Source organism: Streptomyces sp. NPDC031479, from assembly GCF_055581065.1.
Genome location: NZ_JBVIKC010000019.1, coordinates 90911 through 107254 on the forward strand (window position 1 = coordinate 90911; position 16344 = coordinate 107254).

Sequence of the window (16344 nt, forward strand, 5' to 3'; positions counted from 1 at the left end):
TGCTCCTGCGTCCCATATCCACTTAGGAGTACCGAGCATGTCGACGAGCAACGAAGAGAAGCTCCGTGAATACCTCAAGCGCGTCACAGCCGATCTGAGCCGTACCAAGCAGCAGCTGCGCGACGCGGAGGACGCCGGGCACGAGCCGATCGCCATCGTTTCGATGGCCTGCCGCTTCCCGGGCGGGGTCACCGACCCCGAGGGCTTCTGGAACCTCGTGGCGTCCGGTACCGACGCGATCGGCCCCTTCCCGGCCGACCGCGGCTGGGACACCGACCTGTACGACCCCGACCCCGACGCACCCGGCAAGACGTACGTCCGCGAGGGCGGCTTCCTCCAGGGCGCCACCCTCTTCGACCCGGAGCTCTTCGGCATCTCACCGCGCGAGGCGGCCGCCATGGACCCGCAGCAGCGGCTGTTCCTGGAGACCGCCTGGGAGACCCTGGAGCGCGCCGGGTACGACCCGACGTCGCTGAAGGGCACCGAGACGGGCGTCTTCGTCGGCGCCGTCGCCTCCGACTACGCCTCCCGGCTGGACGCCCTGCCGGACGGTGTCGAGGGCTACATCGGCACCGGCACCATGTCGAGCGTCCTGTCGGGGCGGGTCGCCTACGCCTTCGGGCTGGCCGGCCCCGCCGTCACCGTCGACACGGCCTGCTCCTCCGGCCTCGTCGCCCTGCACCTGGCCGTGCAGGCCCTGCGCCAGGGCGAGTGCTCGCTCGCCCTGGCCGCCGGCGTGGCCGTCATGTCCAGCCCCGCCGCGTTCGTCGAGTTCAGCCGCCAGCGCGCGCTGGCCGCCGACGGCCGCTGCAAGGCCTTCGGCGCCGACGCCGACGGGACCACCTGGTCCGAGGGCGCCGGCGTGCTGCTCGTGGAGCGCCTCTCCGACGCGCGCCGCAACGGCCACCGGGTCCTCGCCGTCATCCGCGGCTCCGCCCTCAACCAGGACGGCGCCAGCAACGGCCTCACCGCCCCCAGCGAGCCCGCCCAGCAGGAGGTCATCCGCCGGGCCCTCGCCAACGCCCGCCTCACCCCGCAGGACGTCGACGCCGTCGAGGCGCACGGCACCGGCACCTCCCTCGGCGACCCCATCGAGGCCCAGGCCCTCCTCGCCACCTACGGGCAGGAGCACACCGCCGACCAGCCCCTGTGGCTCGGCTCGTCGAAGTCCAACATCGGGCACGGCGGCCCCGTCGCCGGCCTCGCCGGCGTCATCAAGATGGTGCAGGCGCTGCGCCACGGCGTCCTCCCCAAGACCCTCCACGCGGACGAGCCGTCCCCGCACATCGACTGGTCCTCCGGCGGCGTCCGGCTGCTGAACGAGTCCCGGGACTGGACGCCCCGCGGCGACGAGCCCCGCCGGGCCGGCGTCTCCTCCTTCGGCGTCAGCGGCACCAACGCCCACGTCATCCTCGAAGAGGCCGCCCCCGCCGACCGGCCGGAGCAGCCGTCCCCCGGGGAGGAGACCGGCGGCCCCGTGCCGTGGATCCTCTCCGCCCGCACCCCGGCCGCCCTGCGCGAGCAGGCCGCCCGCCTGCTGGCCCACGTACGGGACGGGGCCGCGCCCGCCTCCACCGGCTTCTCGCTGGCCACCACCCGTACCGCCCACCCGGTGCGCGGCGCGGTCGTCGCCGCCAAGCACGAGGAGTTCCTCGCCGGGCTCGCCGAGCTCGCCGAGGGCGACACCACCGGCGTCACCGCCGCCGCGGGCGCCGACCGCCCCGTCCTCGTCTTCCCCGGCCAGGGCTCCCAGTGGGTGGGCATGGCCGTGGAGCTGTACGAGGCCTCCCCGGTGTTCGCGGCCCGCCTCGACGCGTGCGCCGAAGCCCTCGCCCCGCACACCGACTGGTCGCTGCTGGACGTGCTCCGCCAGAAGGACGGCGTCCCCGGTTTCGACCGGGTCGACGTGGTCCAGCCGGCGCTGTGGGCGGTGATGGTGTCCCTCGCCGAGCTGTGGCGCTTCCACGGGGTGCGCCCGGCCGCCGTGCTGGGCCACTCGCAGGGCGAGATCGCCGCCGCCGCCGTCTCCGGCGCCCTGTCCCTCCAGGACGCGGCGAAGGTGTCGGCGCTGCGGGCCAAGGCGATCGTGGCCCTGGCGGGCAAGGGCGGCATGGTGTCGGTGGCCGACGTCGCCGACGCCGTCCGCGAACGCATCTCCGCCTGGGGCGAGCGGCTCTCCCTCGCCTCCGTCAACGGCCCCCGCTCCACGGTCGTCTCCGGTGACCCGCAGGCCCTGGACGAACTGATGGCGGCCTGTGAGGCCGACGGCGTACGGGCCCGCCGCATCAACGTGGACTACGCCTCGCACTCCGCGCAGGTCGAGACCATCCGCGACGAGGTCACCGGTCTCCTCGCCGGCATCGAGCCGCGCACCGCCGAGATCCCCTTCTTCTCCACGGTGACCGGCGACTGGGCCGACGGCTCCGAGCTGGACGCCGAGTACTGGTACACCAACCTGCGCACCACCGTCCGCTTCGAGGACGGCGTCCGCAGCCTCCTCACCGCCGGCCACGGCCTGTTCGTCGAGGCCAGCGCCCACCCCGTCCTCACCATCGGCGTCCAGGAGACCATCGACGCCGCCGAGGCCCCGGCCGCCGCGTCCGCCGTCACCCTCGGCACCCTGCGCCGCGACGAGGGCGGCCCGCAGCGGTTCCTCACCTCCCTCGCCGAAGCCTGGACCCGCGGCGCCGGCGTCGCCTGGCCCACCGTCTTCCCCGACGGCGCACAGCGGGTCGACCTGCCCACGTACGCCTTCCAGCACCGCCCCTACTGGCTCGACACCACCCCCGCCGACCCGGCGGCCCCCGCCGTCGCCGCGCACGGCGGCGACGAGGTCGACGCCGCCTTCTGGGCGGCCGTGGACAGCGGCGACCTGGCACCCCTCGGCGTCGGCGCCGACCAGCCCCTCGGCGAGGCCCTGCCCGCCCTGGCCGCCTGGCGCCGCACCCGCCGCGAGAAGTCCGCGATCGACTCCTGGCGCTACCGCACCGTGTGGACGGTCGCCGAGACCGCCGCACCCCGGCTGACCGGCACCTGGCTGATCGTGGAGTCCGAGGGCGGCGACGACGCGCTCGCCGCGGCCGCCGCCGACCGCCTCGCCGCCCAGGGCGCCCGCACCGTCCGCGTCCCCGTCGACGTCTGGGCCTCCGACCGCTACACCCTCGCCCAGCAGCTCCACCAGGAACTCACCGTCGAGGGCGAGGACTCCGTCACCGGGATCCTGTCCCTGCTCCCCCTCGACGAGCGCCCCCACCCCGACCACCCCGAGCTCCCGCTCGGCCTGGCCGGCACCGTCACCCTCGTCCAGGCGATCCTCCAGGTCCGCGAACTCGCCGAGTTCGACGCCCCGGTGTGGGCCCTCACCCAGGGCGCCGTCTCCGTCGGCGACTCCGACGCGCTGACCAGCCCCGTCCAGGCCGCCGTCTGGGGCCTGGCCCGGGTCCTCGTCCAGGAGCACCCGCGGCTGTGGGGCGGCATCGTCGACCTGCCGCAGCAGCCCGACGAGGAGGCCTGGAACCGGCTCGCCGGTGTCCTCACCGAACCCGGCGACGAGGACCAGCTCGCGGTACGGTCCTGGAACGTCCTGGTCCGCCGCCTGGTCCGGGCGCCCCTCGGCGATACCGGCCCGGCCCGCACCTGGCAGCCGTCCGGCACCGCCCTGATCACCGGCGGCACCGGCGGACTCGGCGCGCAGACCGCCCGCTGGCTCGCCCGCGCCGGCGCCGAACACCTCCTCCTGATCAGCCGCAGCGGACCCGCCGCCCCCGGCGCCGCCGCCCTCGAAGCCGAACTCACCGCCCTCGGCGCCAGGGTCACCCTCGCCGCCGCCGACGTCAGCGACGCCGCCGCCCTGGCCGCCGTCATCGACGCGATCCCCGCCGACGCCCCGCTGACGTCGGTGTTCCACACCGCCGCCGTCCTCGACGACGGCATGGTCGACTCGCTCACCCCCGACCGCATGGAGCGCGTCCTCGCCGTCAAGGTGCGCGGCGCCCTCAACCTCCAGGAACTGACCCGGGACAAGGAGCTCACCGCCTTCGTCCTGTTCTCCTCCTTCGGCGCCGCCTACGGCTCCGCCGGCCTGGGTAACTACACCCCCGGCAACACCTTCCTCGACGCCCTCGCCGAGCAGCGCCGCGCCCTCGGCCTGCCCGCCACCGCCGTCGTGTGGGGCACCTGGGAGGGCAGCGGCATGGCCGACAACGGCGTCGGCGAACGCGCCCGCCTCCAGGGCGTCTGGGAGCTCCCCCCGGAGCTCGCCACCGCCGCGCTCCAGCAGTCCCTCGACCACGAGGAGACCGCCCCCGTCATCATCGACATCCGCTGGGACAGCTTCTCGCTGGGCACCAACACCGAACGCAACAGCCCCCTGTTCGAGATGGTCCCCGAGGCGGCGCGGCTCCTCGCCCGCGCCGAGGCCACCGCGGCCGCCGAGGCCGAGGAGGCCGACGGAGCCGCCGACGCCCTCCTGCACCGGCTCACCGGCCTCCCGGCGGCCGAGCAGGACCGCCTCCTGCTCGACCTCGTCCGCAAGCAGGCCGCCTCCGTCCTGGGCCACGGCACCACCGGCCCGGAGGCCCTGGCCGCCGTAGGACCCCAGCGGGCCTTCCGCGAACTGGGCTTCGACTCCCTCAGCGCGGTCGAACTGCGCAACCGGCTCGGCGCCGCCACCGGCCTGAGCCTGCCCTCCACCCTGGTCTTCGACCACCCGACGCCCGTCGAGCTCGCCGCCCTGCTGCGCACCGAACTCCTCGGCGACACCGACGGCCTGGACCCGCTGCTCGACGACATCGACCGGCTCGGCGGCGCCCTCGCCGCGGCCGCGCAGGCCACCCCCGAAGACCGCGGCCGGATCAGCGGCAGGCTCCACGCGCTGCTCGCCGCCTGGAACGCCACCGGAGCGGACGCGGCGCCCGCCTCCGACGCCGACCTCGACTCGGCCTCCGACAGCGAGCTCTTCGACCTGCTCGACGACGAGTTGGAGACGCAGTGACCCCGCGCCCGCAACGACCGCGCCGTGTTGGCTTCCCGTTCCCGGTAGGTGAGTGACGTTGAGCACGAACAATGAAGACAAGCTCCGCGAATATCTGAAGCGGGCCACCGCCGACCTGCGCAACGCGCGCCGGCGCGTCAAGGAGCTCGAAGAGCCCGAGCCCGTCGCCATCGTCCGCATGGCCTGCCGCTTCCCCGGACAGGTCGGCACGCCCGAACAGCTGTGGGACCTCGTCGCCGACGGCCGCGACGGCATCGGCGGCTTCCCCGAGGACCGCGGCTGGGACCTGGACGCCCTCTACGACCCCGACCCCGACCGGATCGGCACCTCCTACACCAAGCAGGGCGGGTTCCTCCAGGACGTCCCGCGCTTCGACGCGCAGCTCTTCGGCATCTCGCCGCGCGAGGCCCTCGCCATGGACCCGCAGCAGCGGCTGCTGCTGGAGACCTCCTGGGAGGTCCTGGAGCGCGCCGGATACGACCCGACGTCGCTCAAGGGCAGCCGCACCGGCGTGTTCGTCGGCGCCTCCTCCTCCAGCTACGCCACCGACCTCGACTCCGTCCCCGACGACGTCGAGGGCTATCTCGGCACGGGCAGCGCGGCGGCCGTCGTCTCCGGCCGCCTCGCCTACACCTTCGGCCTGGAGGGGCCGGCCGTCACCGTCGACACCGCCTGCTCCTCCTCCCTCGTCGCCCTGCACCTGGCCGTGCAGGCCCTGCGCCAGGACGAATGCTCCCTCGCCCTGGCCGCCGGCGTCACCGTCATGTCCACCCCCGGCCTGTTCGTCGAGTTCAGCCGCCAGCGCGGCCTGGCCGCCGACGGCCGCTGCAAGGCCTTCGCCGACTCCGCCGACGGCACCGGGTTCGCCGAGGGCATCGGCGTCCTGCTGCTGGAGCGGCTCTCGGACGCCCGCCGCAACGGACACGAGGTCCTGGCCGTCGTCCGCGGCTCCGCCGTCAACCAGGACGGCGCCTCCAACGGCCTGACCGCCCCCAACGGCCCCTCCCAGATCCGCGTCATCAAGCAGGCCCTCACCAACGCCCGCCTCGGCGCCCAGCAGATCGACGCCGTCGAGGCCCACGGCACCGGCACCACCCTCGGCGACCCCATCGAGGCGCAGGCCCTGCTCACCGCCTACGGGAAGAACCGCCCCGAGGACCGGCCGCTGTGGCTCGGCTCCGTGAAGTCCAACATCGGCCACACCCAGGCCGCCGCCGGCATGGCCGGCGTGATGAAGATGGTCATGGCCATGCGCCACGGTCTGCTGCCCCGCACCCTCCACGTCGACGCGCCCACCAGCCAGGTCGACTGGTCGGCCGGCTCCGTACGGCTGCTGCGCGAACCCGTCGAGTGGACCTCCCGCGACGGCGGCCCGCGCCGCGCCGGAGTCTCCGCCTTCGGCGTCGGCGGCACCAACGCGCACGTCATCCTCGAACAGGACGCCCCCGACGGCCCGGACACCGATGCCGACGCCGGGAACGCGGACGCCGGGAACGCCGCCGCCCCCGCCGCCGTCCTGTCCACCCCGCTGATCCCGTGGCCCCTCTCCGGCCACACCCCGGGCGCCCTGCGCGCCCAGGCGGACCGGCTGCGCGCCTTCGCCGCCCGGGAGGACGCGCCCGGCCCCGCCGACGTCGCCCACTCCCTGGCCACCACCCGCGCCGCCCTGGAGCAGCGCGCCGTGGTCGTCGCCGTCGGCGACCACGGCTTCCAGGAGGGTCTCGCCGCCCTCGCCGACGCCGCACCCGGATCCACCACCGTCGTCCAGGGCGCCACCCTGCCCGGCTCCGGAGTCGTCCTCGTCTTCCCCGGCCAGGGCTCCCAGTGGGTGGGCATGGCCGTGGAGCTGTACGAGGCCTCCCCGGTGTTCGCGGCGCGCCTCGACGAGTGCGCCGAAGCCCTCGCCCCGCACACCGACTGGTCGCTGCTGGACGTGCTCCGCCAGAAGGACGGCGTCCCCGGCTTCGACCGGGTCGACGTGGTCCAGCCCGCCCTGTGGGCCGTGATGGTGTCCCTCGCCGAGCTGTGGCGGGCCGCCGGGGTCGTTCCGGCCGCGGTCGTCGGCCACTCGCAGGGCGAGATCGCCGCCGCCGCCGTCTCCGGCGCCCTGTCCCTCCAGGACGCGGCGAAGGTGTCGGCGCTGCGCGCGCGGGCCATCGTCGCCCTGGCGGGCAAGGGCGGCATGGTGTCCGTCGCCGACACCGCCGACGCCGTCCGCGAACGCATCTCCGCCTGGGGCGAGCGGCTCTCCCTCGCCTCCGTCAACGGCCCCCGCTCCACGGTCGTCTCCGGTGACCCGCAGGCCCTGGACGAGCTGGAGGCCGCCTGCGCGGCCGACGGCGTACGGGCCCGCCGCATCAACGTGGACTACGCCTCGCACTCCGCGCAGGTCGAGACCATCCGCGACGAGGTCACCGGCCTCCTCGCCGGCATCGAGCCGCGCACCGCCGAGATCCCCTTCTTCTCCACCGTCACCGCCGGATTCGTCGACGGCACGGAACTCGACGCCGACTACTGGTACACCAACCTGCGCACCACCGTCCGCTTCGAGGAGGCCGTCCGCGCCCTCCTCGGCGAGGGCCACGGCATCTTCGTCGAGGCCAGCGCCCACCCCGTCCTGACCGTCGGCGTCCAGGAGACCATCGACACCACGGCCGCCGCCGCCGTCACCCTCGGCACCCTGCGCCGCGACGACGGCGGCTCGCGCCGCCTGCTGACCTCCCTCGCCGAGGCCTGGGTGGGCGGCGCCGGCGTCGACTGGGCCACCCTCGTCGCCCCGCACGGCCCCCGCACCGTCGAACTGCCCACCTACGCCTTCCAGCAGCAGCGGTACTGGCTGGAGGCGGCCGATGCCGCCCCCGCCGATGCCGCGACCCTGCCCGCCGACGAGGCCGAGGCCCGCTTCTGGGACGCCGTCGAACGCGAGGACCTCGAAGCCCTCGCCGGCACCCTCGACCTGGAGGAGCGCCGCTCCCTGGGCGAACTGCTGCCCGCCCTGTCCTCCTGGCGGCGCCGCCGCCGCGAGCGGTCCACCGTCGACTCCTGGCGTTACCGCGTCTCCTGGGACCGCCTCCCGGAGCCCGCCCCCGCACCCCTGACCGGCACCTGGCTGGTCGTGCTGCCCGCCGACCCGGCCCACGAGTCCCCGGCCGCCGACTGCGCCGCCGCGCTCGCCCGGCACGGCGCCTCGACCGTGACCGTGCGCGCCGGCGGCACCGACCGCGCCGCCTTCGCCGAACTGGTCCGCACCGCCGTCGCCGGCACCGAAGTCACCGGGGTCCTCTCCCTGGCCGGCCTCGGCGCCGACGGCGCCCTGCACGGGCTCGTCCTGGTCCAGGCCCTCAGCGACGCCGGCCTCACCGGCGCCCCCGTGTGGACGGTGACCCGCGGCGCCGTCTCCACCGGCCGCTCCGACGAAGCCCCCGAGCCCGCCCAGGCCCAGGTCTGGGGCCTGGGCCGGGTCGTCGCCCTCGAACGGCCCCGCGGCTGGGGCGGACTCGTCGACCTGCCGCGGGCCGCCGACGACCGCGCCCTGACCCGGCTCGTCCAGATCCTCGCCGGCGGCGCCGGCGAGGAGGACCAGATCGCCGTCCGCGGCTCCGGCACCTTCGGCCGCCGCCTGGTCCGCGCCGCCCTCGACGATCGCGAACCCGTCCGCGACTGGCGCCCCCACGGCACCGTCCTCGTCACCGGCGGCACCGGCGGAGTCGGCGCCCACGTGGCCCGCTGGCTCGCCGCCGCAGGCGCCGAACGCCTCCTGCTGGCCGGCCGCCGCGGCCCCGACGCCCCCGGCGCCGACGGACTCCTCGCGGAGCTGCGGGCCCTGGGCGCCGAGGCCGAAGCCGTCGCCTGCGACGTCGCCGACCGCGACGCGGTCGCCGCGCTGCTGGCCTCCGTACCCGCCGCCACCCCCCTCACCGCCGTCGTGCACGCCGCCGGAGTCCCCCAGTCCACGGTCCTGGAGGAGGTCACGCCCGAGGAGTTCGAGCGGGTCCTCGCCGGGAAGGCCGCCGGCGCCACCCACCTCGACGAACTCCTCGGCGACACCGCCCTGGACGCCTTCGTCCTGTTCTCCTCCAACTCCGGTGTCTGGGGCGCCGCCGGGCACACCGCCTACGCGGCCGCCAACGCCCACCTCGACGCGCTCGCCGAACACCGCCGGGCCCGCGGCCTCACGGCCACCTCCGTCGCCTGGGGCGCCTGGGGCGGCGGCGGCATCATGGAGACCGCCGGCGCGCAGGAGTACATGAGCCGCCGCGGCGTCCTGGAGATGGACCCGGTGACGGCCCTGTCCGCGATGGTCCAGGCCGTCGAACACGACGAGGCGTTCGTCGCCGTCGCCGACGTCGACTGGTCCCGCTTCGCGCCCGGCTTCACCGCCACCCGGCCCAGCCCGCTGCTCACCGGCATCCCGGAGGCCCGCAAGGCCGTCGACACCGCCCGCCCCGACGAGGTCACCGACGCGGACGACCCCGCCGCCGAGTTCGCCCGGCGCCTGCGGCAGGCCCCCGAGGGCGAACGCGACACGATCCTGCTCGACCTGGTCCGCCGGGAGGCGGCCGCCGTCCTGGGCCACCCCTCCCTCGACGCGATCGAGCCCGGACGCGCCTTCAAGGCCACCGGCTTCGACTCGCTGACCTCCGTCGACCTGCGCAACCGGCTCACCGCCGCCACCGGCCTCACCCTGCCCGCGACGATGGTCTTCGACCACCCCACCCCCCAGGCCGTCGCCGAACTGCTGCGCACCGGACTCCTCGGCGACACGGACACCGCCGCCGAGGCCGGCTCCGCCACCGCCCCGGCCGCCGCCTCCGACGAGCCCATCGCCATCGTCTCCATGAGCTGCCGCTACCCCGGCGGGATCACCTCCCCCGAGGACATGTGGCAGCTCGTCGCCGAAGGCCGCGACGCCATCGGCGACTTCCCCACCGACCGGGGCTGGAACCTCGACGGCTTCTACGACCCCGACCGCGCCAAGGCCGGTACGAGCTACGTCCGCGAGGGCGGCTTCGTCGACACCGCCACCCACTTCGACCCCGGCTTCTTCGGCATCTCGCCGCGCGAGGCCCTCACCATGGACCCGCAGCAGCGCCTCCTCCTGGAGACCGCCTGGGAGGTCTTCGAACGCGCCGGCCTCGACCCGGACGCCCTCAAGGGCAGCAGCACCGGCGTGTTCATCGGCGCCGGGTACCCCGGCTACGGCCACGACGTGCAGATGCCCGAGGGCTCCGACGGCCAGATGCTGTTCGGCGCGTCCGCCGCCGTCGCCTCCGGCCGCCTCGCCTACACCTTCGGGCTGGAGGGCCCGGCCGTCACCGTCGACACCATGTGCTCCTCCTCCCTGACCGCCCTGCACCTCGCCGTGCAGGCCCTGCGCACCGGTGACTGCCGCATGGCGCTCGCCGGCGGCGCGATGGTCATGTGCTCGCCCGGTGTCTTCATCGGCTTCAGCCAGCAGGGCGGACTCTCCCCGTCCGGCCGCTGCAAGTCCTTCTCCCAGGACGCCGACGGCACCGGCTGGTCCGAGGGCGTCGGCGTGATCATGCTGGAGCGGCTCTCCGACGCACAGGCCAACGGCCACCAGATCCTCGCCGTCATCCGCGGCACGGCCGCCAACCAGGACGGCGCCAGCAACGGCCTCTCCGCCCCCAGCGGGCCCGCCCAGCAGCGCGTCATCCGCGCGGCCCTCGCCGACGCGGGCCTCGACCCCGCCGACGTCGACGCCGTCGAGGCGCACGGCACCGGCACCACCCTCGGCGACCCCATCGAGGCACAGGCCCTGCTCGCCACCTACGGCCGGGCCCACACCGCCGACCGGCCCCTGTGGCTGGGCTCCCTGAAGTCCAACCTGGGCCACTCCCAGGCCGCCTCCGGAGTCGCGGGCGTCATCAAGACCGTCATGGCGCTGCGCCACGGCGTCCTGCCCAAGACCCTCCACGTCGCCGAGCCCGCCCACGAGATCGACTGGGCCTCGGGCGCCGTGGAACTGCTCACCGAAGCCCGCCCGTGGCCCGAGACGGGCCGCCCGCGCCGGGCCGGCGTCTCCTCCTTCGGCGGCAGCGGCACCAACGTCCACGTCGTCCTGGAGCAGGCGCCTCCCACCGAGGAGCCCGCCCGCGTGCCCGCCGTCCCGGCCTTCCCGGCCGCCGCCCTGCCCTGGATCGTCTCCGGGCGCGGCACGGACGGCCTGCGCGGCCAGGCCGAGCGGCTGCGCGACTTCGCCGGGGCCGAGGGCGCCGAGGCGCTGCGCCCGGCGGACGTCGCCTGGTCGCTGGCCACCACCCGGGCCGCCCTGGAACGCCGTGGCGCGGTCCAGGCCGACGACCGCGAAGGACTCCTCGCCGGGCTCACCGCCCTGGCCGAGGGCACGGCCGGTGTCGGCGTCACCGAGGGCGCCGTCGTCAAGGGCACGGGCCGCCCCGTGTTCGTCTTCCCCGGCCAGGGCTCCCAGTGGGCGGGGATGGCGGTGGAGCTGTACGACTCCTCGCCGGTCTTCGCAGCCCGCCTCGACGACTGCGAGCGGGCCCTCGCCCCGCACACCGACTGGTCCCTTCTGGACGTGCTCCGCCAGAAGGACGGCGCGCCGGGCTTCGACCGGGTCGACGTGGTCCAGCCCGCCCTGTGGGCGGTGATGGTCTCCCTCGCCGAGCTGTGGCGGGCCAACGGGGTCGTTCCGGCGGCCGTCGTCGGCCACTCGCAGGGCGAGATCGCGGCCGCGGCCGTCTCCGGCGCCCTGTCGCTGGAGGACGCGGCGAAGGTGTCCGCGCTGCGGGCCAAGGCGCTGCTCGCCCTGGCTGGCAAGGGCGGCATGGTCTCCGTCGCGGACGCCGCCGATGCGGTGGTGGAACGTATCTCCGCCTGGGGCGAGCGCCTGGCCCTGGCTTCCGTCAACGGTCCGCGGTCCACGGTCGTCTCCGGTGATCCGGAGGCCCTGGACGAGCTGATGGCGGCCTGTGAGGCCGATGGCCTCCGTGCCCGCCGCATCAACGTGGACTACGCCTCGCACGGTCCGCAGGTCGAGTCGATCCGCGACGAGGTCATCGGACTGCTGTCCGGGATCGAGCCCCGGACCGCCGAGGTCCCGTTCTTCTCCACGGTGACGGGGGAGTGGGCCGACGGCTCCGAGCTCGACGCCGAGTACTGGTACACCAACCTCCGCCACACCGTCCGCTTCCAGGACGCCATCGGCGGCCTCCTGGAGCGCGGCCACAAGGTCTTCGTCGAGGCCAGCGCCCACCCCGTCCTCACCATCGGCGTCCAGGAGACCATCGAGGCCGCCGGCGCGTCCGCCGTCACCCTCGGCACCCTGCGCCGCGACGAGGGCGGCCCGCAGAGGTTCCTCGCCTCCCTCGCCCAGGCCTGGACCCACGGCGCCCCCGTCGACTGGCAGGCGGTGCACGCCGGCCAGGACGCCCGGCGGGTCGACCTGCCGACGTACGCCTTCCAGAACGAGCCCTTCTGGCCGGACCCGCTGCCGCCCTTCTCCGGCGACGCCACCGGCTTCGGGCTCTCGGACGCCGGGCACCCGATGCTCGGCGCGGCCGTGGGCCTCGCGGGCGGCGAAGGCCTCCTGTTCACCGGCCGGATCGCCCCCGACACCCAGTCCTGGCTCGCCGACCACGCGGTCTCCGGCACGCCCATCCTCCCCGGCACCGCCTTCGTCGAACTGGCCGTACGCGCCGGCGAGGAAGCCGGGTACACGCTGCTGGACGAGCTCACCCTCGAAGCGCCGCTCGTCCTCCCGGCCCGCGGCGGCGTCCACCTCCAGGTGCTCGTCGGCCCCGACGGCGGCTCCGGCACCCGCCCCGTCACCGTCCACTCCCGCGCCGAGGACGCCCCCGCCGACCTGCCCTGGACCCGGCACGCCAGCGGCGTCCTCGCCCCCGGGGACCGCGCACCCGGACACGACCTGACCGCCTGGCCGCCCGCCGGCACCGAACCCGTGGACCTCGACGGCTTCTACGCCGCCGCGGCCGAGACCGGCTACCAGTTCGGCCCCGCCTTCCAGGGCCTGCGCGCCGCATGGCGCCACGAGTCCACCGGGGACGTGTTCGCCGAGGTCGCGCTGCCCGACGGCCACCAGGGCGAAGCGGCCGCCTACCTCCTGCACCCCGCCCTGCTCGACGCCGCGCTGCACGCCATGCGGCTCGGCGAGTTCATCGAGCTGACCGGCCAGGCCCGGCTGCCCTTCGCCTGGAGCGGAGTCAGCCTCCACGCGGCCGGCGCCGGCACCCTGCGGGTCCGCGTCAGCGCGGCGGGCACCGACACCATCGCGGTGGACGTCGCCGACGCGGCCGGCGCACCGGTCGCCACCGTCGACGCGCTCGTCCTGCGCCCCGTCGACACGGCCACCCTGCGGCAGGGCGGCGACGGCGGCACCGACGGACTGTTCCGCCTCGACTGGACGGCGCTGCCCACCGGCGCCGACGCCTCCGCCGCCGGGAACTGGGCCGTACTGGGCTCCGGCGCGTCCGCCGTCGTCGCCGCGCTGGAAGGCGCGGGCGCGGTCGTCGACCGGTACGAGGACCTCGCGGCCCTCGCCGCCGCCGACGGCGCGGCCCTGCCGCAGACCGTGGTCCTCCCCTGCGGAGACCCGGCCGACGGCCCCGCCACCGGCTCCGACGGCGCCCTCCCCGAGGTCCACGCCGAGGCCGCCGCCCTGCTGGCCACCGTGCAGGAATGGGTGGCCGGGGAACGCTTCGCCGGATCCCGCCTGGTCGTCCTCACCCACGGCGCGGTCGCCACCCGTACCGGCGAGGACGCCACCGGCCTCGCGCACTCGCCCGCCTGGGGCCTGATCCGCTCGGCACAGGCCGAGAACCCCGGCCGGCTCCTGATCGCCGACCTCGACACCACCGAGGAGTCGGCCGCCGCCCTGCGGGGCGCGGTCGCCACGGCCCTCGTCCACGACGAGCCGCAGACCGCGCTGCGCGCCGGCACCGCCCTGGTGCCGCGCCTGGTCCGGTCCGGCGCGGGCACGGCCCTGCCCGTACCGGCCGGTGCCGCCGCCTGGGCCCTGGACACCACCGCCGCCGGAACCCTCGACCACCTGTGCCTGCTGCCCCGGCCCGAGGCGGCCGGAGCGCTGCCCGAGGGCGCGGTGCGGATCGCCGTGCACGCCGCCGGGCTCAACTTCCGCGACGTCCTCGTCTCCCTCGGGATGTACCCGGGCGGCGGGTTCATGGGCTGCGAGGCGGCCGGTGTGGTCGTCGAGACCGCCCCGGACGTCACCCACCTCGCCCCCGGCGACCGGGTGGCGGGCATGGTCCCGCACGCCTTCGGGCCGCTCGCCGTCGCGGACGCCAAGATGGTGGCCCGCATCCCCGAGGGCTGGTCCTTCGAGAAGGCCGCCTCGGTGCCCGCCGCCTTCCTCACCGCGTACTACGCGCTCGTCGACCTGGCGGGCCTGAAGGCCGGGGAACGGGTCCTGGTCCACGCCGCCGCGGGCGGTGTCGGCTCGGCCGCCGTGCAGATCGCCCGGCACCTGGGCGCCGAGGTGTTCGGCACGGCGAGCGAGGGCAAGTGGGACGCGCTGCGCGCCGCCGGTCTCGACGACGCCCGCATCGCCTCCTCCCGCGACGCCTCCTTCGAGGAGCGCTTCCGCGCCGCCACCGGCGGCGGGGGCGTCGACGTCGTCCTGGACTGCCTGGCCGGCGAGCTGGTCGACGCCTCGCTGCGGCTGCTGCCGCGCGGCGGCCGGTTCGTCGAACTCGGCGCCACCGACGTCCGCGACGCCGGACAGGTCGGCCTCGACCACCCGGGCGTCCACTACCGCCGCTTCGACCTGGCCGAGGCCGGCCCGGAGCGCACCGCCGGGATGCTCGCCGAACTGGCGGGCCTCTTCGAGGCGGGCGCACTGAGCCCGCTCCCCACCCGCACCTGGGACGTCCGGCGGGCCCCCGAGGCCTTCCGGTTCATGAGCCAGGCCAAGCACACCGGCAAGATCGTCCTGACCGTCCCGCAGGGCTGGGACCCGGCCGGAACCGTGCTGATCACCGGCGGAACCGGCACCCTGGGCGCCCTCCTCGCCAAGCACCTGGTCACCGAGCACGGCGTACGGCACCTGCTGCTGGCCGGCCGCCGCGGCCCGGACGCCCCCGGCGCGGCCGAACTCGTCGCGGAGATGGCGGAGTCGGGCGCCACCGCCGAGGTCGTCGCCTGCGACGCCGCCGACCGCGACGCGCTCGCCGCCGTCCTCGCCGCGATCCCCGCCGACCGGCCGCTGACCGGTGTGGTGCACGCGGCCGGGGTCGTCGACGACGGGGTCTTCGCCTCGCTGACCCCGGCCCGCATGGAGCGCGCCATGCGGCCCAAGGTGGACGCCGCCTGGAACCTCCACGCGCTCACCCGCGACCTGGACCTGCGCCACTTCGTCCTCTACTCCTCGGCGGCCGGCGTGACCGGGAACTCCGGACAGGCCAACTACGCCGCCGCGAACACCTACCTGGACGCGCTCGCCCACCACCGCCGCTCCCAGGGCCTGCCCGCCACCTCCCTCGCCTGGGGCATGTGGCACCAGACCAGCGAGCTCACCGCCGGACTCGACGACACCGACCTGGCCCGGTTCGGCCGCGGCGGCGTCACCCCGCTCACCGCGGAGCAGGGCCTCGCCCTGTTCGACGCGGCCGTGGACCGGGACGAGGCACTGAGCGTCCCCGTCCGGCTCGACCCGGCCGCGCTGCGCGACTCCGCCGGCGGGGCCGGCCTGCCCGCGCTGTACCGCTCGCTCGTCCGCACCCCGGTGCGCCGGGCCGCGGGCACGGCCGCCACGGCGGAACCGGACGGCTCCGCGCTCACCCGCAAGCTCGCCGGACTCTCCGCCGAGCGCCGCCGCGACGTCCTGCTGGACCTCGTACGGACCAACGTCGCGGCCGTCCTGGGCCACGCCAACCCCGGATCCATCGAGGCCGACCGGGCCTTCAAGGAGCTCGGCTTCGACTCGCTGACCGCGGTCGAGCTACGCAACCGGCTCGGCGCGGCCACCGGACTGCGGCTGCCCGCGACCATCGTCTTCGACCACCCCACCCCGGTCGAACTCGCGGAACACCTGAGGGACGAACTCGCCCCGCAGACCGGAGCGGACACTGCGGCCACGGCCGGCACGGGCACGGGCGCGCCGGTCGACGAGGCACACCTGCGGCGGGCCCTGGCCACCCTCCCGCTGGCCCGGCTGAGCGAAGCGGGCGTCCTCGACACCCTGCTGCGCCTGGCGGGCAGCCCGGCGGCCGAACCGGCCACGTCCGACCACACCGGGGCACGGGAGGACTCGATCGCCACGATGGACCTCGACGATCTCGTGTCCCTGGCCCTGGACGGCGACAACCACTGATCCGCGAAGACGAGATCCGGAG

General features: G+C 75.8%; 2 protein-coding genes. Both read left to right on the forward strand.

Going from position 1 to position 16344, the window contains the following annotated elements; genetic code table 11:
- The first annotated feature begins 16 nt into the window (after nt 1-16).
- The gene (locus ACZ5D2_RS22060) at nt 17-4993 is read left to right on the forward strand and encodes a type I polyketide synthase (RefSeq protein ID WP_468931336.1); all 4977 of its coding nucleotides are present in this window, start codon (nt 17-19) and stop codon (nt 4991-4993) included.
- Nucleotides 4994-5045: 52 nt separating this feature from the next.
- A complete protein-coding gene (locus tag ACZ5D2_RS22065) occupies nt 5046-16322 on the forward strand; it encodes a type I polyketide synthase (protein ID WP_468931295.1) in 11277 nt (3758 codons plus the stop codon).
- The last annotated feature ends 22 nt before the right edge of the window (nt 16323-16344 follow it).